Below are 26887 nucleotides of genomic sequence, written 5' to 3' on the forward strand. Positions count from 1 at the left end.
GGGGAGTGGGGAGTCAGAACTACTGTCCAGCAAGGACCCCTGGCGCAGCGTGATGCCGGATTCAACAGGAAATGTGTCTCCAGCCCTTACGCAGCAAACGCAACAAGCTATTGAATCAGTAGCAATCTACATGTTCCGCCGGTACTGCCCCCCCACCTCGAACAGCGCGTGGGTGATCTGGCCCAGTGAGCAGACGCGTACCGCGTCCATCAGCACCTCGAACACGTTGTCATTGGCAATCACCGCCTGTTGCAGGCGCTTGAGCATGGCCGGGGCTTCCTTGGCGTGGCGCCGGTGGAAGTCCTGCAGGCGTGCCAGCTGGCTCTGTTTTTCCTCGTCGGTGGAGCGCGCCAGCTCCAGCTTGTCCGCTACCTGCTCGCCATGCGGGTTGCGGAAGGTGTTGACGCCGATGATGGGCAGCTCACCCGTGTGTTTGAGCATCTCGTAATGCATGGACTCGTCCTGGATGCGGCCGCGCTGGTAGCCGGTTTCCATGGCGCCCAGCACGCCGCCGCGTTCGGCGATGCGCTCGAACTCGCTGAGCACCGCTTCTTCCAGCAGCTCGGTCAGCTCTTCGATGATGAAGGCGCCCTGTGACGGATTTTCGTTCTTCGCCAGGCCCCACTCGCGGTTGATGATGAGCTGGATCGCCATCGCGCGGCGCACCGACTCTTCGGTGGGCGTGGTGATGGCTTCGTCGAAGGCGTTGGTGTGCAGGCTGTTGCAGTTGTCGTAGATCGCAATCAGCGCCTGCAAGGTGGTGCGGATGTCGTTGAACTGGATCTCCTGCGCATGCAGGCTGCGGCCCGAGGTCTGGATGTGATACTTGAGCTTTTGGCTGCGTTCGTTGGCACCGTATTTTTCCTTCATCGCCACGGCCCAGATGCGGCGGGCGACGCGGCCCATGACCGTGTATTCCGGGTCCATGCCGTTGCTGAAGAAAAAGCTCAGGTTGGGCGCGAAGTCGTCGATGTGCATGCCGCGCGCGAGGTAGGCTTCAACAAAGGTGAAGCCATTCGACAGCGTGAAGGCCAGCTGCGAAATCGGGTTGGCGCCGGCTTCGGCGATGTGGTAACCGCTGATGGAGACGCTGTAGAAGTTGCGCACCCGGTTGTGCACAAAATACTCGGCAATGTCGCCCATCACCTTGAGGCTGAACTCAGTCGAGAAGATGCAGGTGTTCTGGCCCTGGTCTTCTTTCAGGATGTCGGCCTGCACCGTGCCGCGCACGTTTTCCTGCACCCATTCGCGGATTTTTTCAAGCTCTGTCGGGGTCGGATCCCGCCCGTTGTCTTTCCTGAATTTTTCCAGATTCTGGTCGATGGCGGTGTTCATGAACATCGCCAGAATCGTGGGCGCCGGGCCGTTGATGGTCATGCTGACCGAGGTGCTCGGGCTGCACAGGTCAAACCCGTCGTACAGCACCTTCATGTCGTCGAGCGTGGCAATCGACACGCCGCTGTTGCCGACCTTGCCGTAAATGTCGGGCCGCAGGTCGGGGTCGTTGCCGTACAGCGTGACCGAGTCGAAAGCCGTGCTCAGGCGTTTGGCCGCCATGCCCTGGCTCAGCAGCTTGAAGCGCGTATTGGTGCGAAACGCATCGCCTTCGCCGGCAAACATGCGGGTCGGGTCTTCGCCCTCGCGTTTGAAGGCGAAGGTGCCGGCGGTGTAGGGGTAGCTGCCCGGCACGTTGTCCAGCATCAGCCACTTGAGGATTTCGCCGTGGTCTTCGTACTGCGGCAGTGCCACCTTGCGGATGGTCGTGCCCGAGAGGGACTTGCTGGTCAGCGCCGTGCGGATTTCCCGGTCGCGGATCTTCACCACGTATTCTTCGCCGGCATACGCCTGCTGCATGTCGGGCCACTGACCCAGCAGCTGCCGTGCATCGCTGTCCAGGCGGGCCTTGCGTTTGCCGGCAAGGTCCAGCGCGGCCTCGGCGGCGGGCGCGCGGTCCGGCTTGTCGATCTTCAGCATGGCGGCCGCGGCTTGTAACTGCTGCACTTCGCGCGCCAGCCTGGCTTGTTCGCGGGCGCGCTTCTTGTAGCCGCGCACGGTGTCGCTGATTTCAGCCAGGTAACGCGTGCGCGCGGCAGGCACCACCGGCGTCTGGTTGGTGCTGTGGCGCACATCGACGGCGGGGAGGGAACCGCCCGCCAGTGTTAGTCCGAGTTCTGCCAGGCGCGGCTTGAGGGCCTGGTACAAGGCGGTGACACCGTCGTCGTTGAAACGCGCGGCCATGGTGCCGAACACCGGCATCTGGTCGGGCGCGGTGCCCCAGGCTTCCTTGTTGCGCTGCACCTGCTTGGCCACGTCGCGCAGGGCGTCGAGCGCGCCCTTGCGGTCGAACTTGTTGATGGCAACAAATTCGGCGAAGTCCAGCATGTCGATTTTTTCGAGCTGGCTGGCGGCGCCGAACTCGGGCGTCATCACATACATGGGCACGTCCACATGCGGCACGATGGCGGCATCGCCCTGGCCGATGCCCGAGGTCTCGACGACGATCAGGTCAAAGCCGGCGACCTTGCAGGCGGCAATCACTTCGGGCAGCGCCTTGCTGATCTCGCTGCCGAACTCGCGCGTGGCCAGAGAACGCATGAAAACGCGCGGCCCCTGCTGCCAGGGGCTGATGGCGTTCATCCGGATGCGGTCGCCGAGCAGCGCGCCGCCGCTCTTGCGCCGCGACGGGTCGATGCTGATGACGGCCACGCGCAGCTGGTCGTTCTGGTCCAGGCGCAGCCGGCGTATCAGCTCGTCGGTCAGCGAGGACTTGCCGGCGCCGCCGGTGCCGGTGATGCCCAGCACAGGTATCTTTTTGATAGCAGCCTGCGCCCGCAGCGTCTCGACCAGCGCCGGATTGATGCCCGCTGCGCGGGCTGGGCTATCGCCCCCCTTTTTATTTTTGCCTTCGGAAACCGAGAGGTTTTTGCCTTCGGCAGAAACCTCTCGGTTTTCAAGTGCGGTGATGAGTTGGGCCAAGGCGCGCCAGGCCATCTCGCCATGGCCTTCGATGGCCTGGAGGTCTGTAGGAGCGAAACCGGTCAGGTCCTTGTCGCAACGCATGACCATCTCGCCGATCATGCCGGCCAGGCCCATTTTCTGGCCGTCTTCGGGGCTGTAGATGCGGGCGACGCCGTAGGCATGGAGCTCGCGGATCTCCGGCGGCACAATCACGCCGCCGCCGCCGCCGAACACCTGGATGTGCTCGCCGCCACGGCTTTTGAGCAGGTCGACCATGTACTTGAAGTACTCGACGTGGCCGCCCTGGTAGGAGCTGATGGCAATGCCCTGCGCGTCTTCCTGCAGCGCCGCCGTGACGACTTCGTCCACGCTGCGGTTGTGGCCCAGGTGAATCACTTCGGCGCCCATGCCCTGCAGGATGCGCCGCATGATGTTGATGGCGGCGTCATGGCCGTCAAACAGCGAGGCGGCGGTGACAAAACGCACCTTGTGCGTGGGGCGGTAGCTGGCTAGGGCCTGGTATTCGGCGGACAGGTCGGTCATGGCGGCGCTCTCTGGAGGGTTGTCTCGTGGCTTGGATGCGGGAGGAATTATTCGATTTTCAATCCGGCCAGCGCCGGATCGTCAGGCGGGTAGCACAGGTTCAGCGACTTCAGTTTGTCGCGCACCAGCGTGGCCACCATCAGGTTGCGGTGGGTCTTGGAGTCGGCGGGCACCACGGTCCAGGGTGCCCAGGGCGTGCTGGTTGCACCCAGCAGCGCCTCGTAGGCCTTCTGGTAGTCGGCCCACTGCTTGCGTACCGCCAGGTCGCCCAGGCTGAATTTCCAGCGTTTGGTCGGGTCGTCCACCCGTTCCTGCAGGCGCTGGCCCTGTTCCTCGAAGCTGATGTGCAGCATGAACTTGAGGATCACCGTGCCGGTTTCGGCCAGCAGGCGCTCGAACGCGTTGATGTGGGCAAAACGCTGCGCGGTCTGCTCCGGCGTGATCCAGCCCTGAACCACCGGGACCAGCACGTCCTCGTAGTGGCTGCGGTTGAAAATCATGGTTTCGCCCGCGCCGGGCATCTGGCGATGGATGCGCCACAGGTAGTCGTGTGCCCGCTCTTCCTCGCTCGGTGCCTTCCAGCCCACGGTGTGCACGCCCAGCGGGCTGGTTCGGCTGAACACGGCGCGAATCGTGCCGTCCTTGCCGGAGGTGTCGGTGCCCTGCAGCAGGACCAGCAGCTTGTAGCGCTTGTCGGCAAAAAACAGGTCCTGCAGGCCGTCAAGTTCCATCGCCAGGGCGTCCACGGCGGCCTTGTCATCGCCTTTATCCCCGGTCGACAAGGGCTTGGCCGAGGCCTTGAGTTCGGACAGCCCAAACGGCCGGCCGCGCCCGGTGGTGGGCGGTTGCCAGGGGGCCAGCAGGGCCGCGCGCTTGCTGTTGCCGTTGCCGTTGGACATGGCTGTCTCCGTGTGGGTGATTGACGTTTACGTAAACGTCAATCTTACCGTTTTTCCAAAGCAAAGGGGCGCCTGCGCGCCCCTTTGCTTTTCGACTGATGGGCGATGCCCGCTTATTTCTATTTGTACAGCAACTGCGGCAACCACAGGCCGATGGCGGGGAACTGGTACAGCAGGATGATGGCCAGGATCTGGATGCCCATGAAGGGCAACATGCCCAGGAAAATCTGGTTCAGAGTCACGTGTTTCGGTGCCACGCCCTTCAGGTAGAACGCGGCCATGGCGACCGGCGGGCTCAGGAAAGCCGTCTGCAGGTTCAGCGCGACCAGCAGGCCGAAGAACAGCGGATCGACACCGAAGTTGTCCAGCAGCGGGATGAAGATAGGCATGAAGATCACGATGATCTCGGTCCACTCCAGCGGCCAGCCGAGAATGAAAATGATCGCCTGGCTCATCACGAGGAACTGCGTCTTGCTCAAGTTCATGCTGAGCACCCAGGTCTCGACCAGCTCCTGGCCGCCCAGCAGCGCAAAAGCCGCCGAGAAGATGGCCGAGCCGACAAACAGCCAGCACACCATGGCCGAGGTCTTGGCCGTCAGGAACACCGACTCCTGCAGCACCGACAGCGTGAGCCGCTTGTAGGCCGCCGCCAGCAGAAAGCCGCCCAGGGCGCCCATCGCGGCCGCCTCGGTGGGGGTGGCCAGCCCCATCACGATGGACCCGAGCACCGAGATGATGAGAATCATCAGCGGAAAAAACGAGGTCAGGAGCATCTTGAAGATTTCCAGCCGCGCAAAACTCAGGAACAGGTAGAAGAGGGCGACCAGCGCGCCGAAAATGGCAAAGCAGACCCACCACCAGGTGGGCGCGTCGCGTGTGGTCGCGGCGGCAGGCGCCTTGTCGGCGCTGGCTGCGGCCGCGGCGGGCGGTTCGGCCACACTCGCAGCTACCGGCTCGGCGGGGGCCTCGGCGCCTGGAGGCTCCTTGACATCGCCTGACGGGGGTTCCTGCAGGCCGCCCTCGGCAACCGGCTCTTTCAGGCCGTCTTCCTGGGGAGGTTCCTGCAGACCGCCGGTATCGGCCGCTGACGCGTTTGACGAGCTGGACGCGCCTATCTGCTGGATGTCATACACCGCTTCGGCTTCGACGGTGGTGACCGCCCGGTAGCTGGTCACCAGCACCAGCAGAAAGAGCAGGCCGGGCAGGACCACCACCGTCAGTTGCCGCAGGATGTGGCCCAAGGGCACGTCGGTGTTGCGCTTTCCCTTGAGAGCACTGAACAAGGCTGTCAGTGCGTGGGTGGCCGTGCTGCTCGTCAGGCGCTGCGTCAGGGGCGGCAGCGTGACCACGCGGTCGGCGGCCGACAGTGGAGGGGCCCACTGCGGCTTGATCTTGGCGACGATGATGACATAGACGATATACAGGCCGGTCAGCATCAGGCCGGGGAAAAAGGCGCCCGCATAAAGCTGCACGACGGAGACGCCAGCGGTGGCACCGTACACGATCAGCAGCACCGAAGGCGGAATCAGGATGCCCAGGCAGCCGCCCGCCGTGATGGCACCGGCCGCCAGCGGAACGCTGTAACCGGCACGCAGCATCGCCGGCAAGGCCAGCAGGCCCATCAGCGTGACCACGGCACCCACGATGCCGGTGGCCGTCGCAAAGATGGCGCAGGTGACCAGGGTGGCTACCGCGAGCGAGCCGGGAATCCGGGCCATGGCCAGATGCAGGCTCTTGAAGAGTTTTTCAATCAGGTTGGCCCGTTCGACCAGGTAACCCATGAAGACGAACAGCGGTATCGCGATCAGCACGTCGCTGGCCATGGTCTTGAAGGCCGCCTGCACCATCAGGTCCAGCGTCTTTGTTGTGTCCCGGTTGTAGGCCAGCCAGGTGAAAATCATCCCCATGCCCATCAGCGTGAAGGCCGTCGGAAAACCCAGCATGATGGCGGTCACCACCAGGGACAGCATCAGCAGCCCCAGGTGCCCGTTGGATATTTTCTCGACGCTCAGAAGCAGCGTGGCGGCGCCGATGATGACCAGCGCCATGAAGCTCAGGCCGAACCAGAGTTCTTTGCGGATCTTCATTTGTGGTTCTCCTTGAGGGCCAGATCGCGCTCGAGCGCGGCCATGTCTTCGTCTTTCACGTGCACCATTTCCTTGAGTTTTTCCACGTCCACTTCCTCCACGTCGCCTTCGCGCACCGGCCAGGCGCCGGTCTGTATGCACTGGATGCAGCGGATGATTTCCACGATGCCCTGCAGCAGCAGCACAAAACCCGACACCGGGATCACGAACTTGAACGGGTAGACCGGGATCGGGTCGGCGTTGAAGGTCTGCTCGCGGATCGCCAGCGACTCATTGGCATAGGTCCAGCCGGCCCAGGTCAGCGCGATGACGCCCGGCAGGAAGAAGATGATGTACAGCGTCAGGTCGACGATCGCCTGCGTGCGCGGCCTGAGAAAGCCGTAAAGCACGTCGCCGCGCACATGGCCGTTTTTGCTCAGGGTGTAGGCGCCCGCCATCATGAACAGCAGGCCGTAAAGCATGATCTGGGCGTCCAGCACCCAGGCGTGGGGCCGGTTGAGCACGTAACGGCTGAACACCTCCCAGCTGATCAGCACGGTCAGCAGGACCACGCTCCAGGCGCAGGTCTTGCCGATCCAGGTGGAAAAACGGTCCACCGCCAGTAAAAACGCTTGCATTGCAACTCCTAGCGCCGCCAAAGGACGGTCCCTGAAAAAATAAAGGGGCACCCAAGGTGCCCCTTAGATGCCGAAGCTTGATTTAAGCCTTCTTGCCTTTGCTGAAGTAATGGTTATAAGCCATCTTGAAGTCGACCGTGTAGTCGTTTTGCCACTGACCTGCGCGTTGAGCAAAGGCCTTCTGCGAGTCGAGCACCTTCTTGAACAGCGGGTTCTCTCCCCCCTTCTTGACCATGATCTTGTCCCAGGAAGCTAGCTGGGCGCGCAGGATGGCGTCGGGCGTCTTGTAAAACTTGACGCCGGCCTTCTTGAGCTCGATGTAGTCCTTGGAGTTGCGCTCGATGGCCTTCCAGCTCATGTCTGCGCTGGCTGCCTGAACGGCGTAGTCGATGATGGCCTTGAGTTCGGCCGGAAGGGCGTTGAGCTTGGTCTTGTTGAACAGGATCTCGAACTGCTCGCCGCTCTGGTGGAAGCTCTGCAGCATGCAGTTCTTGACCACGTCAGGGAAGCCCAGAAGCTTGTCCGATGAAGCGTTGTTGAACTCGGCGCCATCGATCAGGCCGCGGTCCAGCGCCGGCACGATTTCGCCGCCCGGCAGCGGATTGACGGCCGCGCCCATGTCGGTGTACATGTCGACGGCTAGACCCACAGTACGGAACTTTATGCCCTGGATGTCAGAGACCTTAGAGATCGGCTTCTTGAACCAGCCGAAGGGCTGGGTCGGCATGGGGCCATAGAGGTAGGACACCACGTCCATGTTGATGGACTTGTAGATCTCTTCCAGCAGGACCTTGCCGCCGCCGTAGTTGTGCCAGGCCAGCAGCATGTTGGGGTCCATGCCGAAGGACGGGCCGGAACCCCACAGCGCGAGCGCTGAATTTTTGCCATAGTGGTAAGCGACCACGCCGTGGCCACCGTCCAGCGTGCCCTTGTTGACGGCCTCGAGCAGCTGAAACGGAGGAACGACAGCGCCCGCGGGCAACACTTCGATCTTGAGCTTGCCGCTCGCCATGTCGTTGACTTTTTTGGCGAAGTCGGAGGCGTACTCGTGGAAGATGTCTTTTGACGGCCACGTGCTCTGGAAGCGCAGCGTGGTGGCCGTTTGCGCGGTCGCCAGCATCGGTGCGGACATGGCACCGGCGCCGGCTGCAACAGCTGCGCCCTTGAGCAGGCTGCGTCGGCGAGGGGTCTTGATATCGGTCATGGCTTGTCTCCTGTTGTGAAAAAACGTTAGCGCACTATCTTTTTCCATAGCGGCCTGGCATGGAAGAGGGTTTTTACCAACGGGGCAGCGGCAATTGCCCCTAAATGGGGTGAAACTGTTTATCTGGGCTCTGTCTAACGATGTGCCGTCAGCTTTCAGTCAATGTTCAGGCCCGCCTGTTCCGCGTCGGCAAAGGGCGTGTGGCGACGATGGTTCCGGTGCGTGCTTTTTTTTTTGGAGGGGCGACAGGCTGTCGTCGGCCGTGAGGTTCTAAACTGCGGTTCACGCAGGCTGGCCTTTTGCCTACCGACGGCTCCGGAAACCTGTCATGACACCGATTCAACTTTTTGACCCTGCCTCCAGCACCTATACCTATCTGCTGTTTGATCCGTCCACGCGTGAGGCCCTGATCATCGACCCGGTGGACCAGCAGGTCGAGCGCGACCTCGCGGTGCTGCGGGAGCACAAGCTCAAGCTGTTGTGGACGGTGGAGACGCATGCCCATGCCGACCACATCACCAGCGCCGGGCAACTGGCGGAACACACCGGCGCCCGCACGGCGGCGCCGCAAGGCTGCGGCATTGCCACGGCCGCCCGGCAGCTCGGCGACGGTGATGTGCTGCAGGTTGGCGGTGAACAGGTCCGCGTGATGCATACCCCGGGTCACACGGCCGGCAGTGTGAGTTACCTCTGGCGCGGCCACGTTTTCACCGGTGATACGCTGCTGATCAATGGCTGCGGCCGCACGGACTTCCAGTCCGGCAGCGCCGAAGACCTCTACCAAAGCATCACCGGGCGGCTGTTCACGCTGCCGGACGACACCGTGGTCTGGCCGGGTCACGACTACCAGGGCCGGACCCATTCGACGATTGCGGCCGAGAAGGCCGGCAATGCCCGCATCGCCGGGAAAAGCCTGGCCGAGTTTGTGGCCACCATGTCGCAGCTCCAACTGCCCCGGCCCGCGCGCATGGACGAAGCGGTCCCCGCCAACCAGAGTTCCGGCATGGGGACCGGCCGTCACGACGCCGGTGGAGCCGACGTGTTCCAGGTCCTGCCGGCCGATGGTTATGCCGGCAATGTGTCGCCCGAGCTCGCCTGCCAGTGGTGGCAGGCCGGCCAGGCGGTGCTGGTCGATGTACGCACCGATGCGGAGCGTGAATGGGTGGGTTTTGTGCCGGGTGCGGTGCCGCTGGCCTGGAAACAGTGGCCGGGCATGGCCATGAACCCGCAGTTCGACGAAGGCCTGCGGGCCGTCGTGCCGGCGGGAAAAAAGGCCGTCATGCTTTGCCGCAGCGGTGTGCGTTCGATCGCCGCTGCCAGACGCGCCACCGAACTGGGGCTGGAGGCCTACAACATCCTGGAAGGGTTCGAAGGCGACCCCGATGCGCAGGCCCATCGTGGTGCACGCGGCGGCTGGCGTTACCGCGGCCTGCCGTGGCGGCAGAACTAGAGCCCCCACGTTCGCTCACTGCGTGTAGCTCTCTGCCCCCCGAGGGGGCGCTGCGCCTGCGGACTGGCAAAGCCAGATCCGCGGCCCCTGCTGGTGAAGAGCGCGCGCCCCCCACGCTTGTGGCTCGCGTACTGCGCTGCACCTGCGGGCCGGCAAAGCCGGTTCCGCGGCCCCGGCTGGTAAAGAGAAAGCCACGCGGGTCATTTGGACCGATCGCCCTGAGCCTGTCGAAGGGTGCCCCCGCGGCCGTGCATGGAACGGCCATGAGACAGCCCGGCCCGGTTCACATAAACTGGCTGCATGAACCATGACAGCCTGCTCAAACGCATTGAATCTAAACGCGACGAGGTGATTGCGCTCACCCAGGACCTGGTTCGCATTCCCACCATCAACCCGCCAGGGGACGCTTACGAAGCATGCGCCCGCCTGCTTGGCGAGCGGCTGCAAAAACGCGGCTTTGCCGTCGAATACATCCGGGCCGAGGGTGCACCGGGCGACCGCAACTCCCATCCGCGCATCAATGTGGTGGCCCGCTACGAAGGTGCGCCCGGTGGTGAGTGTGTGCACTTCAACAGCCACATCGACGTGGTGGAAGCCGGTTCCGGCTGGACCACCGATCCCTTTGGTGGCGAGATCCGGGACGGCAAGGTCTACGGCCGCGGCACCTGCGACATGAAGGGCGGACTGGCGTCCAGCGTGATTGCCTGCGAGGCGATTCTTGAAGAAGGCCTGCCGTTTGCCGGCGCGCTGGAAATTTCGGGCACGGTCGATGAGGAGTCGGGCGGCTTCGCTGGCGTGGGTTACCTGGCCGAGCGCGGTTATTTCACGAAACCGCGCGTGCACCATGTGATCATCCCCGAGCCGCTGGGGGTGGACCGCATCTGCCTGGGCCACCGCGGTGTCTGGTGGGGCGAGGTCGAGACCCTGGGACGGATAGCCCATGGCTCCATGCCGTTCCTGGGCGACAGCGCCATCAACCACATGAGCGCCTTCATCCATCTGCTGGAGACGCAACTGCAGCCGCGGCTGTCCCGGCGCCATACGGCCGAACCGGTGGAGCCGCCCGGCGCCAGGGTGAGCACGCTCAACATCAACAGCCTGCACGGTGGCCAGGTCGAGCAACTGTTCTCCATGGACGCGCTGAACCGACCGACCGGTGACCTGCCTTCACCGGTGGTGGCGCATTCCTGTCGCGCCGTGCTGGACCGCCGCTTCATTGCTGAAGAAAACCTGGAGGCCGTGAAGGCCGAGATTGTGGCCATGCTCGACGAGCTCAAGCGCAGCCGCCCCGGCTTTGACTACGGCATCCGGGACATCATGAGTTTTGTGCCGACGGCCACGCCCAAGGACGCGCCGGTGGTGCTGGCCACCGCGCGCGCCATTGCCCGGGTGCTGGGCCGCGAGGCCAGCTACATCTCCAGTCCTGGCACTTACGACCAGAAACACATCGTGCGCACGGGCAAGCTCGATGCGTGTATAGCCTACGGTCCAGGCATTCTCGATCTGGCGCACCAGCCCGACGAATACGTGGGCATTCAGGAGCTGGTGGACAGCGCGAAAATCATGGCATTGGCAGCTTTAAGCCTGACCCGTGGTCGCCAAGCAACATCAGAGTAATACCAAGGTAGTTATTTAGGGCAATCACTACACCGGAATTCGACTTTCGGGGGGCGACCCCTGTCAATGTTGACAGGGGGACAACCCTGAATTTGTTAAATTCATCTTCAATGGTGGTACTTTTTCACAAGGTAACCACCATGCACGCTCAATTTCTCGAAAAATCCCCTGTACAACTCGTAACAAAAACTGTTGTCAACCCGGGCCTCTCCCCGCATCTGCAACAGCGCATTGCGCGCGAATTCACGCCCCGCTGGCAACAGCAATGGGGTGGCAAGTTTGTCCTTCACGGCCGAACGGCCGGTCCCGATGCCGTTCGGCTCGACGGCAACGATTACCTCAGCGTGACCGGCCATCCCGACATCGTCAGTGCCCAGGTGGCGGCACTGCGCAACGACCGGGAGTTCGTGATCCAGTCCGGCGTGTTTGTGCATGGCGAGCATCCCGCCCGGACACTGGAAAAAAACCTGGCCCAGTGGGTCGGAAAGGAAGACGGGTTTGTCTGCCAGTCCGGCTATGCGGCCAATGTGGGTTTGCTGCAGGCGATTGCCGATCCGCAAACCCCGGTCTACCTCGACACGCTGGCGCACACATCGCTGTGGGAGGGGGCGCATGCGGCGCGTGCACCGGCGCATCCGTTTCGCCATAACGACCCGGCCCACCTGGACCGGGTGTTGTCGCGGCATGGTCCGGGCGTGGTGGTGGTGGACTCGGTGTACAGCACCACCGGCGCCCTGTGTCCCCTGCGCGAGATGGTGGAAGTGGCCGAGCGCCACGGCTGCATGATTCTGGTGGACGAGTCGCATTCGCTCGGCACGCATGGACCCGGCGGCGCCGGGCTGTGCGCCGAACTCGGTTTGACGGACCGGGTGCATTTCATCACGGCCAGCCTGGCCAAGGCCTTTGCCGGGCGCGGTGGTTTTTTCACGGCGCCCGCAGAGCTGCGTTACTACATCCTCAGTTCCAGCTACCCCAATATCTTCAGCTCCTGCCTGCTGCCCCACGAGATCGCCGGCCTCGGCGCCACACTCGCCGTGATCGGCAAACGCGATGAACAACGCCAGCGTCTGCGGGCCCACACGCTGAGGCTGCGCGGCAGCTTGTCTGACATGGGTTACCCGATCCATCAGGGTACGGAGCAGATCATTTCCCTGGAGGCCGGCACCGAACCTGACACCATGGTGCTGCGCGACCACCTGGAGGAGCGCGGTGTTTTTGGTGCTGTGTTTTGTGCCCCGGCGACCAGCCGCAACCGGGCCATGGTGCGCCTGACCCTGCACGCGGGGCTGACCGATGCGGAGCTCAGCCACGTGGAGGCGGTCGCTTACGAGGTCGCGCCGCTGGTCAAGCCCTGGGACTGGCCGATTGCCCGCCGGGCGCGGACGGCTGAAACAAGTTAAGGCCTGCTGGCAGGCTCCGGGAGCCTAGTCCCGCACAGTGCGCCGGCCGTGCTTTTTGAGCCAGTGTTTGTAACCGGTCAACCCCGGCGGACTGGCGGCCAGCTCGACCGGAAACAGGGCACCCAGCAAGGTGCCTTCGTGGCCAATGGAAAACGCCGGAACCAGGCGCGCTGGTCCGGGTTGCCCCAGTGCTTGCTGAAGCTCGAGGTCCACCAGGTGGCGGCCGGCCCGGATGTCGTCAGCGGCAGCCGCCTTCAGGCCCTGGGACTCTGCCAGCTCCGCCAGGTCGGCCAGACCCGCAGCAGACTCCAGCTGCAGCCAGCTGGCGCGGCCGTCCACGTCCATGCCCAGGATGCCGAAGGGCTGGCCAATGACCACATGTTCGACCCAATGGCTGCTGGCCAGACTGGTGAGCTGGCGGGCCACCGACGGCACCTGCAACAGGGCATGCTGGGGCTGGGTCAGCGCGGCCCGCCATATCTGGGAATGACGGATTTGCGGCTGGGCCAGCATGCGCTGGATCACGGTGATCAGGTGCTGGGAGATGTCGACGGTCTGCTTGGCAATGAACTGGTCGATCAGCCCCCGGTTGAAGGCGCTCACCGCCACATGCTCGTCCGCCTGCCCGGTCAGCAGCACCCGGCCGCCCGGCCAGTCCGTCAACTCGCCCAGTGCCTGCAGGCCGTCCATGCCGGGCATGGCGTAGTCGAACACGCAGATCCTGGCCAGTCCGAAACGTTCGGTATGGTTGGCCCAGTAGTTCAGGACCTGCGGAATCAGCGGACTGCCTGCACGCCAGCGCTCGATCATCTCCTGCTGCGTCCATGCGTCGGCCTCCCACAGCGGCGGCTCCTGCTGCAGTTGGTTGATGCAGGTTTGGGGCCGCAGATACAGCTTGACGTGCCACTGGCGTGGCAGCACCATCGCCAGCATTTCGAGGTAGACGGGGTCGTCGTCAAGGAAAACGATGGCGCCCGGGCGATGAAACAAGGGAAAACTCATGGATGCGCGTGTGGGTTGGGTTACCTGAGAACCGGAAGCTCGATGATGAAAATGGCGCCGCGCCCGGGCTCTGACTTCACCCGGATGGTGCCGCCGGCACTTTCCACGACCTGCTGGCAGAAAGCCAGCCCCAGCCCGTGACCGGTACCCCGATCGGTCGAGAAAAACGGCTCGAAGATGCGTGCCTGCAATTCCGACGGGACCCCGGTGCCCTGGTCGGTGACGATGATGCGCCCATAACCATTGAGCACCCCGACTTCGATGCGCAGGTCGCCGGGTTTGGCGGCCGAGCTGGTTGCCGCCAGCGCACGAAAGGCGTTTTTGAGCAGGTTGTTGATGACCTGCGCGAACAGCCGGTAGGACGACTCGAAGGAAAAATCCTTGCGCAGCACCAGCACCACAGATTCGCGTTCGCGCGAATTGCGATACGGGTAGTCCTTGACCACGTTGCGCAGCAGCGCAGCGGCAGCCACGGATTCCCGGTGTGTCGGCAGGCGCAGCAGGCGTGCGTTGGCGATCTGCGTGTCGATCTGCTGGTTCATGTTGCGCACCAGGGTGTGCAGCCTGACAACCAGTTGGTCCAGCCGCTGGCCGCCACCGGGCTCCTTGATCTGCCGGTCTTCATTGCGCACGGCGTCGCCGATCAGCGACATCGTGGCCAGCGGCGTGCGCAATTCATGCGCCATGATGCCCATGGTGGTCAGTGTGTGCTGCAGGTGCTCGCGCCGCAGGTTGGCCGACGACAGTCCCAGCAGCAGGGCGCTGGCCCAGCTGAAAGCGATGACCACAGCGTTGATGGAGAACTGCTGCTGGCTCATGGGGGTCACCGCCGGACCAAAGACCTGAAACAGCGCCCAGGCCAGCAGGGCCCCGGTGACCGTCCCCAGGGTGGCCGCACGCCAGTCGGTCACATGGTAATAAATCAGCACCATGGCGCAATAGCTGGCCAGCCAGACCGTGTTGCCGTTGTTGCAAAGATACATCCAGCTGAAAAAAAACGGCAGCTGGATCCAGAAAACCACAGAAAAAATTCGCGCCGAGAGTTTGCTGGAAGGGTCGTTGGTGATGCTCTCCGAGATCAGCAGCAAACCCAGCGTACCCATGACAGCGCGAAGCGCGGGGCTCTCGTAAGGCTGCGGCAGCCATTGTCCCCAGATCCACCCAAACAGGGGATGACCCACCAGCGTGAACAGCCCGAGCCAGCGCAGGCGCCAGCGCGACGGGTGCAAAATGAGAACCAGCTGCTCCTGAAGCAGTTCAGCCCTGATTCGCGCACACCACAGCCGCACCCACGCGCCGGGGCTGCTCCATAGCGTGTGAATCAATTGTTTGATCGTGGCGGGTACTCCGGAAGTCATGCGTAAATTTTCGAACATATCACAATACATTGTCACAGTTCCGGGGCTTAAATGACGATGCGGCCCCCTGTCAACTTTGACAGTATTGCGCTGGACAGCATGTTGAGTGACTGGATTTCTGCACTGCGCGAATTTTCCGTCGAGGCGGTGGTGGTCCTGAGCCCTGACCCGTTTGGCCAGCGGCAGGATCGGCTGGTGGCAGCGGTCCACCCTCCCCGCTTTTTCGACGCAGCGCTGGCGCTGGCAGAAAGCGAGGATTTCGGCGCGCCTTGGCGCGAGTCGGATGCATCCCTCGTGGCCTGGCAGCACATTGGCAAGGCAGAGTCCGGCAACACCAGCCGCTGGCGCCTGTTGTGGCTGGCCCATGGGTTCCAGAGTGTGGTGCGGGTCGAATTTCCGCTGCCGTCAGGACGGGCCTTCGAGTGTTTCATTTTCAGTCCACGCCAGTTCCACGACCGCGCCGAGGCTGCGGCGCTGGTCTGGTCGGCCCTCAATATCTGGCCCTTGTTCAAGCGCACCATGGCCCAGGCCAGCAGCCCGCTGAGCCCGCGCGAGGGCGAATGCCTGGCGCTGGCCTTCGAGGGCCTGACGGCGCGCCAGACCGCCGAGCGCCTGCATTGCGCCGAGCGGACCGTGAACTATCACCTGTCCAATGCCATGGCCAAACTCAAGGTGGACAACAAGATGTCGGCGATTCAGCGCGCCTGCTGGCTCGGTGTGATCTGAAGAATGTCCTGCGCCACACCTTCGTAGGCCTGGGCCAGTTGCAGGACGGCCCGGTCGCCGCGCGGTTTGCCGATCAGTTGCAGGCCCATCGGCAGGCCTTGCGGGCCGAAGCCTGCAGGCACGCTGATGCACGGCAGGCCGGCGAAAGTGGCGTAAATCACCACTTCCATCCAGCGGTGATAGGTGTCCATGGGGTGGCCGTTGATCTGGCGGGGCCAGCGCTCGCCCGCATCAAACGGCCACACCTGCGCCGCAGGCAGGGCCAGAAAGTCATACCGCTCGAAGAGGGTGAGCATGTGCTGGTAAAACGCGGTGCGCTGCGCACTGGCCGCTGAAAAACCGCTGGTGCTCAGGCCCTGGGCCTGGTCGTATTCCCACAGCGCTTCCGGCTTGATCTTTTCCCGGTTGCTGTCCTGGACCAGAAATGGGGCAATGCGCGAGGCGACGAGGGCACGCCGCCACACCAGCCAGGCCTGCCAGACCCGGTCGGCGGGCGTGCCCAGCGCCGTCGCCTCAACCGCACAGCCGAGTTGTTCGAAGCGCTGCAAGGCCTGCTCGCAGGTGCCCAGGATGCCGTGCTCCATCGGCAGGTAGGCTTCGAGGTCGCCCAGCCAGCCAATCCGGACAATTTTTGTGTCCAGATCAGGCAAGCTCAGGAACTGGGCGCCATCTTCCGCAATCGACAGTGGCGAACGCGCATCCCAGCCGGCCTGGATGCTGAGCAGCCTGGCGACGTCCTCGACGGTGCGACCCATGGGCCCCTCGGTTCCGAGCTGGCTGAGATAGACGTCCTGCACCGGCCACATCGGCACGCGGCCCTGGCTGGGCCGCAGGCCAAACACATTGGCCCAGGCGGCCGGGTTGCGCAGGCTGCCCATGAAGTCGCTGCCGTCGGCCACCGGCAGCATGCGTGTGGCCAGTGCCACCGCCGCACCGCCGCTGCTGCCGCCCGCGCTTTTTGACGGGTCGTACGCGTTGCGCGTGACGCCGAACACCTCATTGAAGGTGTGCGAACCCAGCCCGAACTCCGGCGTGTTGCTCTTGCCGATCACGATGCAGCCCGCGGCCTTCATGCGCGACGCCATGAGGCCGTCTTCCCGGGCGACAAATTCCCGCATCAGGGGCGAACCGAGGGTGGTGGGCAGGCCTTGCACGGCGGCCAGGTCCTTGATGGCCTGCGGCATGCCGTGCATCCAGCCCATGCTTCCCGTGCGCGACTTGCCGGGCGCCAGCTGTGCATCGCGTTCGTCGGCCTGTGCCAGCAGATGGTCCGGCTCCTGCAGGCTGACCAGCGCGTTGTGAAGCGGGTTGACCTGGGCGATGCGTTCCAGGTAGGCCTGCATCACTTCGCGGCAGGAAACCCGGCGTGCATGGATGGCACGTGACAGTTCGGTGGCGGTCCAGTCGGTGATGGGGTTGCCGGGTTGTGTGCTGTTTTTCATATGGCTTGAATATTGCATCAGAAGTGTGGTTACATTACAAAGCAGCTTTGTGATTGCTGTCTGACTGTCCCCAACTCTTGTTGCCAAGGAAAAATTGTCATGAAACGTCGCTCCCTTTTCACCCTGGCCGCTTCGGTGGCCCTGGTTTCCGGTTTGCTGTTGCCGCCTGCGGCCCAGGCCCAGGCAAAAACGCTCAAGGTCGTGCCGCATTCGAACATCACCATTCTGGACCCGGTCTGGACCACCGCGTTTGTGACCCGCAATCACGGCTACATGATTTATGACACGCTGTTCGGGACCGACCTGGCGGGCAAGGTCAAGCCGCAGATGGTGGACACCTGGAGCGCTTCCAAGGACAACAAGGTCTGGACCTTCACGCTGCGTGACGGCCTGGAGTTCCACGACGGCAAACCCGTCACCAGCGAGGACGTGGTGGCATCGCTCAAGCGCTGGTCCAGCCGCGACAGTTTCGGCGGTGTCATGGCCAAGAGCCTGGCGAGTTACGAAACCCCCAATGCCAAGACCTTTGTCGTGAAGTTCAACCAGCCGTTTGGCGTGATGCTCGAGGCGTTGGGCAAACCCTCGTCGAACGTGCCCTTCATCATGCCCGCCCGCATTGCGGCCACGCCCGGCAGCGAACAGATCAAGGAAAACATCGGCTCCGGCCCCTACAAGTTCGTCACGGCCGAGTACAAGCCGGGCGAGAAGCTGGTGTACGTCAAGAACGACAAATACAAGCCCCGTGCCGAAGCGCCGGACGGCACCACCGGCGGCAAGGTGGTGTACCTGGACCGGGTCGAGTGGATCATCATCCGCGATCCGCAGACCCAGTTCAATGCCCTGATTGCCGGCGAGGTCGACATCATCGAGCAGCCTGCCTTCGAGCAGTACGCTTCGCTGAAGGCCGCCAAGGATGTGCAGATTGTGGATGCCCAACCGGCCGGCCTGCAGTACATCTTCCGCTTCAACCACCTGCATGCCCCGTTTGACAACGTGAAGATCCGCCAGGCGGCCATGGTGGCCATGGGCCAGGAGGCCTTCCTGAAAACACAGGTGGGCGCACCCGGCATGTACAAGTTCTGCAAGAGCATGTTCCCCTGCGGCACGCCTTACGCCAGCGACAACACCGGCATCTACACCGGCATGGCCAACCCGGCCAAGGCCAAGCAGATGCTGGCCGAGGCCGGCTACAAGGGCGAGCCCATCGTGCTGATGCGGCCGACCGACCTGGCCTCGATTGCCAAGTTGCCGCTGGTTGCCAAGCAGCAGCTCGAAGCCGCCGGCTTCAAGGTGGACATGCAGCAGTCCGACTGGGCCACACTGCTGGCCCGCCGTGCCAAGAAGGATGCACCGGACAAGGGCGGCTGGAACGCCTTCATGACGGCCTGGACCGCCGGCGACATCCAGAACCCGCTGACCATGGCCATGCTCAATGCATCCGGGGACAAGGGCTGGTTTGGCTGGCAGGATGACAAGGTCATTGAAGACCTGAAGGTCAAGTTCGCCCAGGCCGGCACCGAAGCCGAGAAGAAAAAACTCGCCGAGCAGCTGCAGTTGCGTGCGATCGAGACCGCCTCCCACGTGCATCTGGGCCAGTACAACAACCCGGCGGCCCTGCGCTCCAACATCTCCGGGCTGGTGCCTGGCGGTGCGCAGGTGTACTGGAACATCAAAAAGAACTAGTGCCCCCACGCTCCGCACTGACGTGTCGTCGCTGCCCCCCGAGGGGGCGCTGCGCCTGCGGACTGGCGAAGCCAGATCCGCGGCCCCGGCTGGTAAAGACGGGTTGTCCTGAGGCTCAGCGGGCGCTGGCGCGAATGGCGGCGATATCCCTTGGGAAATCCACATGCTGAGATTTCTGCTGCAGCGCCTGCTGGCGACCATTCCCGTGCTGCTGGTGGTGGCCGTCGTGGTGTTCCTGATCCTGCGGCTGACGCCCGGTGATCCGGCCGCCGTGATTGCGGGCAACAACTCGACCAACGAAGACATCGAAAAAATCCGCGAAGTCCTGGGCTTGAGCAAGCCCTTGCTGGTGCAGTTCTGGATCTGGTTCAGCCATGTGCTGCAGGGTGATCTGGGCTACTCGTTTTATCTGAACAAACCCGTCACAGAACTGATTGTGCAGCGGCTGGAGCCTACCCTCAGTCTGGCGGTGGGCACCTTGCTGCTGGCCGTGCTGGTGGCGGTGCCGCTGGGAACCATCGCCGCCTGGCGCATGGGCGGCTGGCTGGACCGGCTGCTGTCGGGCTTTTCGGTGGCCGGGTTTTCTATCCCGGTGTTTGTGACCGCCTACCTGCTGATCTACGTGTTCGCCGTGCAGCTTGACTGGTTTCCCGTGCAGGGCTACCGGCGCCTGTTCGGCACGGATGGGCAGGGCGTTTGGGCTTGGGCGCGCCAGCTGGTGCTGCCCTGGATCACGCTGGCGATGATTTATGTCGCGCTGATTGCCCGTGTCACGCGTGCCAGCGTGTCCGAGGCGCTGACCGAGGATTACATCCGCACGGCCCGGGCCAAAGGTCTGACCGAATCAGCGGTGCTGATGCGCCATGCGCTGGCCAATGCGGCAGTGCCCATCGTCACCGTCATCGGCATTGGCGTAGCGCTGCTGATCGGCGGTGTCGTGGTGACTGAAACCGTCTACGCCATTCCCGGCCTGGGCTCGCTGACGGTGGACGCAGTACTGAACCGCGACTTTCCGGTGATCCAGGGCCTGGTGCTGTTTTTCAGCCTGCTGTATGTCGGGGTCAACTTTCTGGTCGATGTGAGCTACCTGTTTCTGGACCCGAGGATCCGCTACTGATGCAGGTCTGGCAACTCCTTTCCCAACGGCTCTGGCGCAACAGCGCCTTTCGCTTCGGCGTGGCGGTGCTCGGCCTGCTGCTGCTGCTGGCAGCGATCGCGCCATGGCTGGGCACGGTGGACCCAGCGGCGATGGACTCCGCCCACATCAACACCGCGGCGGGCGTGCGCGGCCAGTTTGCGCAGCTTGATGGCACGCTGGTGACGCACACCTTCTGGATGGGCTCCGACAATTTCGGCCGCGATATTTACAGCCGCGTGTTGTATGGCACGCGTACCTCGCTGCTGGTGGCTATGTTTACTGCAGCGGTTGCCATCGGTATAGGCGCCTTGCTCGGCATGCTGGCGGGTTACTTTCGCGTCGTCGATGCGGTGCTGATGCGTTTCATGGACGGGCTGATGGCGATTCCGGCCATTCTTCTGGCGATCGCGCTGGTGGCGGCGCTGGGCGCGCAGCTGTGGACGGTGGTGGTGGCCATTGCGATTCCCGAAATTCCGCGTGTGACGCGCCTGGTGCGGGCCATGGTGCTGACCCTGCGCGAGGAACCGTTTGTGGAAGCCGCGCGGGCGCTGGCCACGCCAACGCCGGTGATTTTGTGGCGGCACATTTTGCCCAATGCCATGGCGCCGCTGATCGTGCAGGGCACCTTTGTGGCGGCGTCGGCCGTGTTGACCGAAGCCATCCTGAGTTTTCTCGGCCTGGGCCTGCCGGCCGACATCCCGACCTGGGGCAACATCATGGCCGAGGGCCGCGTGCAGTTCACCCAGTACCCGGGCAATGTGCTGTTTCCGGCGCTGTTCCTGGTGCCCACGGTGCTGGCCATCAACCTGCTGGGCGACGGGCTGCGCGATGTGCTGGACCCGAAATTTTCAAAGCGCACCTCATGAGCAGTCGTGTGGTGTTGCACGCTATCCGGCACATAAAACCGCGTCTTTTCGCCCATGGCTGCGTTGCAAATCCTCGCCATAGTCGAACTATGGCTGCGGTTTGCGTCTTGCCCTGAACAAAAATCCATCGGTTTTATTTGTGCCGTCAAGCATGCAACACCACACTAGCCCCTCGCCCGTCCTGGTCATCGACAGGCTGCACGTCGCCCTGCCGCCCGGCAGTGACCGGCCCTACGCGGTGGAAGACATCAGCCTGAGCATCCATCCCGGCAAAACCCTGTGTGTGGTCGGCGAATCGGGTTCCGGCAAGTCGGTCATGGCCACGGCCGTGATGGGCCTGCTGGCCCGCGAACTCCAGCCCGGTCCGGGCCGCATCGTGCTGCAGGGCGAGTCGCTGCTGGAAGCTTCGGACCAGCGGCTGCGCGCGTTGCGCGGCCAGGCCATGGGCATGGTGTTCCAGGAGCCGATGACCGCGCTGAACCCGGTCATGACTTGCGGCGACCAGATTGACGAACTGCTCAGGCAGCACACCGACTGGGGCGCGAAGCGGCGCAGCGAAGCGGTGCTGGATATTCTGCGGCGCGTCAAGCTGCCGGAGCCCGAACGCATGGTGCGCAGCTACCCGCACCAGCTTTCGGGCGGGCAGCGGCAGCGCATCGTGATTGCGATGGCCGTCATTTTGCAGCCGGCCCTGCTGATCTGCGATGAACCGACCACGGCGCTGGACGTCACCACCCAAAAGGAAATCCTCCGGTTGATCGAGGAGCTGCAGGCGGACCTGTCGGGTGGCCATCGCTGTGCCGTGCTCTTCATCACGCACGACATGGGTGTGGTGGCCGAGATTGCCGACGAGGTGCTGGTCATGCACCAGGGCCGGGCGGTCGAATACGGCACGCGTGATGCGGTGCTGCAGGCGCCGCAGGCCGACTACACCAAGATGCTGCTGGCGGCCGTGCCCAGCATGACGCCGCCGCCGGCCCGGCCTGCGCCGCTGGGCGCGCCGCTGCTGCGTGGCCAGGACGTCAGCAAAACCTACAGCGCCCGCGACTGGCTGGGCCGCAGCCGGCTGACCCATGCGCTGAAGGCCGCCTCCGTGGCCGTGTCGGCTGGTGAAACCGTCGGCATTGTCGGCGAGTCCGGGTCGGGCAAGTCGACGCTGGCGCGCTGCCTGATCCGGCTGATCGACCCGACCGGTGGCCAAGTCTTGTGGCGCCAGAATGCAGGGGGCGCGGACGACGCCCTGCTCGACGTGGCCCGGTTCAGCGAAGGCCGGCTCCGGCCCTTGCGCAGCCAGGTGCAGGTGGTGTTTCAGGACCCCAACCGCTCGCTCAACCCGCGCCGCAAGGTCGGTGATTCCATCATCGAAGGTGCTATGAATTTCGGAGCTAGCCGCGCAGAGGCCATGGCGCTGGCGGCCAGTTTGATGGACAAGGTCCGGTTGCCCGCCGAAGGCCTGCAGCGTTACCCCAGCCAGTTCTCCGGCGGGCAGCGCCAGCGCATCGCGATTGCCCGCGCGCTGGCCTGCCGGCCCCGTGTGCTGGTGGCCGACGAGGCGGTCAGCGCCCTCGACGTGAGTGTGCAGGCACAAATCCTGAAACTGCTGCGCGAGATCCAGGACGAGCTGGGCCTGGGCATGCTGTTCATCACCCATGACCTACGCGTGGCGGCGCAGCTGTGCGACCGTGTGATCGTCATGCACCAGGGCGAAATTGTGGAAGAGGGCCCGACCACCGCGTTGTATGCACAACCGCAACACGACTACACACGCCGGCTGTTCGCGGCCGCGCCCGGAGCAATATTTTGAAAAGCCTGAAAGTCCTCGTCGCTGGTTACCAGCATGAAACCAACACCTTTGCGCCCAGCAAGGCCGACTGGGCGGCGTTCAACCGGGGCGATGATTTCCCTGCCTTTATCCATGGCCAGGCGATGCTGGACAGGCTCACCGGCGTCAATCTGCCGGCGGGGGGCTTCATTGATGCTGCCAAAACCCGGGGCTGGCAACTGGTGCCCAGCAGCTGGTGCGGCGCATCGCCCTCGTCCTATGTGACGCAGGATGCGTTCGAGCGTATCAGCGCGGCCGTGCTGTCCGATGTGGGCCGGGGCGGCTTCGACGCGGTTTACCTGGACCTGCACGGGGCCGGCGTGGCAGAACATGTGGACGACACCGAAGGCGAGCTGATCACGCGCATCCGCCAGGTGGTGGGCCAGGACATTCCCATCGTCGCCAGCCTGGACCTGCATGCCAATGTGACGCAGCGCATGCTGCAGCAGGCCGATGCGCTGGTCTCCTACCGGACCTACCCCCACATCGACATGGCAGCGACCGGCGAACTGGCGGCGCAACTGCTGGCACGCCGCCTCCAGCTGGGCCGCAAGGAGCCGCTGCACTACCGGCGTCTGCCTTTTCTGATTCCGCTGAATGCACAGAGCACCTGGATGCAGCCCGCCGCAGACCTCTACGATGCCTTGGCGGAGCTGGACCGCGATTTCGGCACCTGCCTGAGTTTTTGCATGGCGTTTCCGGCGTCGGACTTTGCTGAATGTGGACCCGTGGTCTGGGCGCATGGCGAACAGGCGGCAGAAGCAGTGGATCGCCTGTTTGCCCTGGTGGCCGAGCCGACACAGTGGACACTTGAATTTCTTTCTGCCCGTGACGCCGTCGCGCAATCGCTGGCGCGGGCGGAGCGGGCGCGCAAACCGCTGGTCATTGCCGATACGCAGGACAACCCCGGCGCCGGCGGCGACAGCAACACCACCGGCCTGTTGCATGCGCTGCTGCAACAGGGCGCCGGGAAAAAATTTCCCGGCCAGATCGCGCTGGGGTTGATGTTCGACCCGCAGGCTGCACAGGCCGCCGCCGCGGCCGGGGTGGGGGCGACCCTTTCGATCACGCTGGGGACGGCGGTGCCTACCTTCACCGGTCAACACAGCGACCCGGAGGTAGCAGGCCAGTTCAAGGTGCGCGCTGTGAGCGATGGCACGGTCACGCTCAAGGGCTTGATGATGACCGGGCACACGGCGAACCTCGGTCCCTGTGCCTGTCTGGAGGTTGACGGCATCCTGGTGGCGGTGGCCAGCGGCCAGATGCAGATGCTGGACCGCGAGCTGTTCCGCATGGTCGGCATCACGCCCGAGGCGATGAAAATCATCGTGGTCAAAAGCTCCAACCACTTCCGCGCGGACTTCACGCCGCTGGTGGAAAATGCGGCGACCGACATCCTGATTGCCAAAGCCGCGGGGCCGATGGCGGCGGACCCGGCCGATCTGCCCTGGAAAAACCTGCCCGATTCGATCCGGCGCCGTCCTTGAAGGACGGGTCGCTCGGACCAAGCAACGACTGGAGTAGCTGATGACCCCTTCCCCCACCTTGCCCGGTCTGGCCGATTGCACCGCAACCGAGCTGCTGCAGCTGTACCAAAGCGGCCAGGCCTCGCCGGTCGAGGCCACCCGCGCCGTGCTGGCGCGTATTGACGCACTCAACCCCGTCCTCAATGCCTTCTGCCTGGTGGCGCACGAGTCCGCGCTGCAAAGCGCCCGGGACAGCGAGGCACGCTGGCAGCGTTATCGCCAGGGGGGTGCGCCCTGCGGCGAACTCGACGGTGTGCCGGTGTCCATCAAGGATCTGATCCTGACCCGCGGCATGGCGACCCTGCGCGGCAGCCACACGGTGGACGCCAGCCAGCCCTGGGAGGTGGATGCACCGGCCACCGCGCGGTTGCGCGAAGCCGGGGCGGTGATTCTCGGCAAAACCACCACGCCGGAGTTCGGCTGCAAGGGCGAGACCAATTCACCGCGCACCGGCATCACGCGCAACCCCTGGGATGTCAGCAAGACCCCGGGTGGCTCCTCCGGCGGCGCGGCGGCGGCGGTGGCGTCCGGCATGGGGCCGCTGGCCATAGGCACCGATGGCGCCGGCTCGGTGCGTATTCCGGCGGCGTTTTGCGGCAACTTCGGCCTCAAGCCCAGCTTCGGCCGCGTACCGGCCTACCCGCTGTCGCCGTTCGGCTCGGTTGCGCACCTGGGCCCGCACAGCCGCAGCGTGCGTGATGCGGCGCTGATGATGAATGTGCTCAAAAAGCCGGATGCCCGGGACTGGACCTCGCTGCCGCCGGACAGCAGCGACTACCTGTCAGGGCTGGAAGACGGCATCCGCGGCCTGCGCATCGCCTGGTCGCCGGCCCTCGGTTATGCGCGCAATGTGGATCCCGAGGTGGCCCGGTCCGTGGCCCGCGCCGTGGCGCTGCTGGCCGACCTCGGCGCATTGGTCGAGCAGATCGATCCGGGCTTCGAAGACCCGCTGGAGATCACCACCGGCCTGTGGTTTGCCGGTGCGTGGACGGTCTGGAACACGCTCACACCCGCGCAGCAGGCGCTGACCGACCCCGACTTTCGCGCCCAGGCGCTGCTCGGTGAGAAGTTCAGCCTGCTGGACATCCAGCGCCTGCACATGCAGCGCGGCGCGCTGGGCTCGCACATGCGCCAGTTCATGCAGCGTTTCGACCTGCTGGTCACGCCCAGCGTGGCGGTGCCGGCGTTCGAGGCGCGGCCGGCCGGGCACAGTCCCATGAACCCGGCCGCCATGCTGGGCTGGACGCCGTTTTCCTACCCCTTCAACCTGACCCAACAACCAGCCAGCACGGTGCCCTGCGGCCTGACCGCGGCGGGCCTGCCCATCGGCCTGCAGTTTGTCGGGCCGATGTTTGGTGACGCGCTGGTACTGCGCGCCTCGCGCGCCTACGAGGCCGCACGGCCTGCCGATGTTGATTTCAAGCGGCCGGTGGCCATTGCCCCCTGAGGCGCCTGCGGCCCTTCGCTGCGGGGCGCGCTCCTTGATTTACTGGAAAACCTCTAGGCCTGCCGGCGCCCCTGGCCTCAGAAGCTGTTCATAATCGGGTGGCATGACTTTTTTAGCACTCGATGTGGGCAATACCCGGCTGAAGTGGGCCCATTACGCGGCCCCGGTGGTCGGGTCGCCCGTGCTGGCCCATGGCGCGGTGTTTCTGGAAAACATCGACAAGCTGGCGGACGAGGAGTGGCGCGGCCTGCCCACACCGTCGCACATCCTGGGCTGCATCGTGGCCGGTGACGCGGTCAAGCGCCGTGTCGAGGAGCAGATGGAGCACTGGGATGTCCAGCCGCGCTGGGTCGTTTCCAGCGCCCAGGAGGCCGGCGTGACCAATGGCTACGACCACCCGGCGCGTCTTGGCGCCGATCGCTGGGTCGCGATGATAGGGGCGCGGCACCGGCTTCTGGGCCGCGGCATCCGCAAACCCTGTGTGGTTGTGATGGTTGGCACGGCGGTCACGGTCGAGGCGATCGACGCTTCCGGCAGGTTCCTGGGCGGCATCATCCTGCCGGGCCACGGCATCATGCTGCGTGCGCTCGAGTCCGGCACGGCCGGCCTGCATGTCCCGACGGGTGAGGTGAAAGACTTCCCCACCAACACCAGCGATGCCCTCACCAGTGGCGGCACCTTTGCGATTGCCGGCGCCGTGCAGCGCATGGTGGAAAACACCACCCGGCATTGCGGCGAGGCGCCCGAATGCATCATGACGGGCGGCGCGGGCTGGAAGATGGCGCCCAGCATGTCGGTCAACGTGGAACTGGTGGAAAGCCTGATTTTCGACGGCCTGCTGGAAATCGCCGCGCAACGGTTTACCGCCTCCGCCTGACAGTAACAGAAACCTTGATTGCTATCAATTAAATAGCTGACGGCGCTTGCCCTTCAAGGGCTGGGCCCCTGAAACGCGGCGGATTCAAGTACAAAGCGCAACAGAAGGCAGTGTAATCGGCTGCATCTTCAAGCCATAGAAGACCTCGTGCGGGGTGAGGTAACCCAGGCACTTGCGGGGTCTGTGGTTGAGCCGGTACACCGCATCATCGACCTCATGCTGGCG

At 64.1% G+C, this 26887-nt stretch carries 19 protein-coding genes and 1 pseudogene; 12 read left to right on the forward strand and 8 right to left on the reverse strand.

Annotated features, from left to right (window positions below; all coding sequences use genetic code 11):
- Positions 1–126: 126 nt before the first annotated feature.
- From icmF to B7G52_RS20270, 5 genes are all read right to left on the reverse strand, one after another.
- Entirely contained in the window at positions 127–3501 is a 3375-nt protein-coding gene (gene icmF, locus B7G52_RS20250) for a fused isobutyryl-CoA mutase/GTPase IcmF (protein ID WP_096699464.1), read from the reverse strand.
- A 47-nt stretch (positions 3502–3548) separates the two neighbouring features.
- Entirely contained in the window at positions 3549–4400 is an 852-nt protein-coding gene (locus tag B7G52_RS20255) for a PPK2 family polyphosphate kinase (protein ID WP_096699466.1), read from the reverse strand.
- Positions 4401–4519: 119 nt separating this feature from the next.
- Positions 4520–6487 carry a TRAP transporter large permease subunit gene (locus B7G52_RS20260; RefSeq protein ID WP_096699468.1) on the reverse strand — a complete coding sequence of 656 codons (1968 nt, stop codon included), beginning with the start codon at positions 6485–6487 and terminating at the stop codon, positions 4520–4522.
- Positions 6484–7104: a TRAP transporter small permease subunit gene (locus B7G52_RS20265; protein ID WP_096699470.1), complete on the reverse strand. Its 621-nt coding sequence runs from the start codon at positions 7102–7104 to the stop codon at positions 6484–6486. The genes B7G52_RS20260 and B7G52_RS20265 overlap by 4 nt, the downstream gene beginning before the upstream one ends.
- An 82-nt stretch (positions 7105–7186) precedes the next feature.
- Positions 7187–8308: a TRAP transporter substrate-binding protein gene (locus tag B7G52_RS20270; RefSeq protein ID WP_096699472.1), complete on the reverse strand. Its 1122-nt coding sequence runs from the start codon at positions 8306–8308 to the stop codon at positions 7187–7189.
- A 328-nt stretch (positions 8309–8636) separates the two neighbouring features.
- Here B7G52_RS20270 and B7G52_RS24205 point away from each other — a divergent pair.
- From B7G52_RS24205 to cqsA, 4 genes and pseudogenes are all read left to right on the forward strand, one after another.
- Positions 8637–9344, forward strand: a pseudogene (locus tag B7G52_RS24205) (MBL fold metallo-hydrolase); the annotation flags it as partial.
- Between the two features lie 42 nt (positions 9345–9386).
- Complete coding sequence (locus B7G52_RS24210) at positions 9387–9758, forward strand: rhodanese-like domain-containing protein (RefSeq protein WP_371329048.1); 372 nt, start codon at positions 9387–9389, stop codon at positions 9756–9758.
- Positions 9759–10058: 300 nt separating this feature from the next.
- Entirely contained in the window at positions 10059–11375 is a 1317-nt protein-coding gene (locus B7G52_RS20280) for an acetylornithine deacetylase/succinyl-diaminopimelate desuccinylase family protein (protein ID WP_096699476.1), read from the forward strand.
- 140 nt (positions 11376–11515) lie between these two features.
- Positions 11516–12775 (forward strand): alpha-hydroxyketone-type quorum-sensing autoinducer synthase, encoded by a 1260-nt coding sequence (gene cqsA, locus B7G52_RS20285; protein ID WP_096699494.1) that lies wholly within the window; start codon positions 11516–11518, stop codon positions 12773–12775.
- A gap of 24 nt (positions 12776–12799) precedes the next feature.
- Here the strand turns inward: cqsA and B7G52_RS20290 are convergent, their stop codons facing one another.
- Positions 12800–13777 (reverse strand): response regulator, encoded by a 978-nt coding sequence (locus B7G52_RS20290; protein ID WP_096699478.1) that lies wholly within the window; start codon positions 13775–13777, stop codon positions 12800–12802.
- A 20-nt stretch (positions 13778–13797) separates the two neighbouring features.
- Positions 13798–15135 (reverse strand): sensor histidine kinase KdpD, encoded by a 1338-nt coding sequence (locus B7G52_RS20295; RefSeq protein ID WP_096699496.1) that lies wholly within the window; start codon positions 15133–15135, stop codon positions 13798–13800.
- A 51-nt stretch (positions 15136–15186) separates the two neighbouring features.
- On the opposite strand from B7G52_RS20295, the gene B7G52_RS20300 reads away from it, so the two are divergent.
- Positions 15187–15861, forward strand: coding sequence for a LuxR C-terminal-related transcriptional regulator (locus tag B7G52_RS20300; protein WP_371329047.1), 675 nt, complete (start codon positions 15187–15189; stop codon positions 15859–15861).
- Here the strand turns inward: B7G52_RS20300 and B7G52_RS20305 are convergent.
- Positions 15831–17303, reverse strand: a complete 1473-nt coding sequence (locus B7G52_RS20305) for an amidase (RefSeq protein WP_096699480.1) — start codon at positions 17301–17303, stop codon at positions 15831–15833. The two genes, B7G52_RS20300 and B7G52_RS20305, sit on opposite strands and share 31 nt — an antisense overlap.
- Before the next feature lie 99 nt (positions 17304–17402).
- Here B7G52_RS20305 and B7G52_RS20310 point away from each other — a divergent pair, with 99 nt between their 5' ends.
- The 7 genes from B7G52_RS20310 to B7G52_RS20340 all read left to right on the forward strand — a co-directional run bounded on the left by B7G52_RS20310 (position 17403) and on the right by B7G52_RS20340 (position 26662).
- The gene (locus tag B7G52_RS20310; RefSeq protein ID WP_096699482.1) at positions 17403–18986 is read left to right on the forward strand and encodes an ABC transporter substrate-binding protein; all 1584 of its coding nucleotides are present in this window, start codon (positions 17403–17405) and stop codon (positions 18984–18986) included.
- A gap of 163 nt (positions 18987–19149) precedes the next feature.
- Positions 19150–20103, forward strand: a complete 954-nt coding sequence (locus tag B7G52_RS20315) for an ABC transporter permease (protein ID WP_096699484.1) — start codon at positions 19150–19152, stop codon at positions 20101–20103.
- Positions 20103–20990, forward strand: a complete 888-nt coding sequence (locus B7G52_RS20320) for an ABC transporter permease (RefSeq protein ID WP_096699486.1) — start codon at positions 20103–20105, stop codon at positions 20988–20990. The genes B7G52_RS20315 and B7G52_RS20320 overlap by 1 nt, the downstream gene beginning before the upstream one ends.
- Before the next feature lie 151 nt (positions 20991–21141).
- Complete coding sequence (locus tag B7G52_RS20325; RefSeq protein ID WP_096699488.1) at positions 21142–22794, forward strand: ABC transporter ATP-binding protein; 1653 nt, start codon at positions 21142–21144, stop codon at positions 22792–22794.
- Positions 22795–22799: 5 nt separating this feature from the next.
- Entirely contained in the window at positions 22800–24299 is a 1500-nt protein-coding gene (locus tag B7G52_RS20330; RefSeq protein WP_096699500.1) for a M81 family metallopeptidase, read from the forward strand.
- A 40-nt stretch (positions 24300–24339) separates the two neighbouring features.
- Complete coding sequence (locus B7G52_RS20335) at positions 24340–25785, forward strand: amidase (RefSeq protein ID WP_096699490.1); 1446 nt, start codon at positions 24340–24342, stop codon at positions 25783–25785.
- Positions 25786–25888: 103 nt separating this feature from the next.
- Entirely contained in the window at positions 25889–26662 is a 774-nt protein-coding gene (locus B7G52_RS20340) for a type III pantothenate kinase (protein ID WP_096699492.1), read from the forward strand.
- Positions 26663–26887 lie beyond the last annotated feature (225 nt).

Source organism: Polaromonas sp. AER18D-145 (assembly GCF_002379095.1).
In the GTDB taxonomy this organism is placed as follows: domain Bacteria; phylum Pseudomonadota; class Gammaproteobacteria; order Burkholderiales; family Burkholderiaceae_C; genus Polaromonas.

Coding starts and splice junctions, on each gene's coding strand:
- icmF (WP_096699464.1), bottom strand. CDS start 3,501: ATGACCGACCTGTCCGCCGAATACCAGGCCCTAGCCAGCTACCGCCCC.
- B7G52_RS20255 (WP_096699466.1), bottom strand. CDS start 4,400: ATGTCCAACGGCAACGGCAACAGCAAGCGCGCGGCCCTGCTGGCCCCC.
- B7G52_RS20260 (WP_096699468.1), bottom strand. CDS start 6,487: ATGAAGATCCGCAAAGAACTCTGGTTCGGCCTGAGCTTCATGGCGCTG.
- B7G52_RS20265 (WP_096699470.1), bottom strand. CDS start 7,104: ATGCAAGCGTTTTTACTGGCGGTGGACCGTTTTTCCACCTGGATCGGC.
- B7G52_RS20270 (WP_096699472.1), bottom strand. CDS start 8,308: ATGACCGATATCAAGACCCCTCGCCGACGCAGCCTGCTCAAGGGCGCA.
- B7G52_RS20280 (WP_096699476.1), top strand. CDS start 10,059: ATGAACCATGACAGCCTGCTCAAACGCATTGAATCTAAACGCGACGAG.
- cqsA (WP_096699494.1), top strand. CDS start 11,516: ATGCACGCTCAATTTCTCGAAAAATCCCCTGTACAACTCGTAACAAAA.
- B7G52_RS20290 (WP_096699478.1), bottom strand. CDS start 13,777: ATGAGTTTTCCCTTGTTTCATCGCCCGGGCGCCATCGTTTTCCTTGAC.
- B7G52_RS20295 (WP_096699496.1), bottom strand. CDS start 15,135: ATGACTTCCGGAGTACCCGCCACGATCAAACAATTGATTCACACGCTA.
- B7G52_RS20300 (WP_371329047.1), top strand. CDS start 15,187: ATGACGATGCGGCCCCCTGTCAACTTTGACAGTATTGCGCTGGACAGC.
- B7G52_RS20305 (WP_096699480.1), bottom strand. CDS start 17,303: ATGAAAAACAGCACACAACCCGGCAACCCCATCACCGACTGGACCGCC.
- B7G52_RS20310 (WP_096699482.1), top strand. CDS start 17,403: ATGAAACGTCGCTCCCTTTTCACCCTGGCCGCTTCGGTGGCCCTGGTT.
- B7G52_RS20315 (WP_096699484.1), top strand. CDS start 19,150: ATGCTGAGATTTCTGCTGCAGCGCCTGCTGGCGACCATTCCCGTGCTG.
- B7G52_RS20320 (WP_096699486.1), top strand. CDS start 20,103: ATGCAGGTCTGGCAACTCCTTTCCCAACGGCTCTGGCGCAACAGCGCC.
- B7G52_RS20325 (WP_096699488.1), top strand. CDS start 21,142: ATGCAACACCACACTAGCCCCTCGCCCGTCCTGGTCATCGACAGGCTG.
- B7G52_RS20335 (WP_096699490.1), top strand. CDS start 24,340: ATGACCCCTTCCCCCACCTTGCCCGGTCTGGCCGATTGCACCGCAACC.
- B7G52_RS20340 (WP_096699492.1), top strand. CDS start 25,889: ATGACTTTTTTAGCACTCGATGTGGGCAATACCCGGCTGAAGTGGGCC.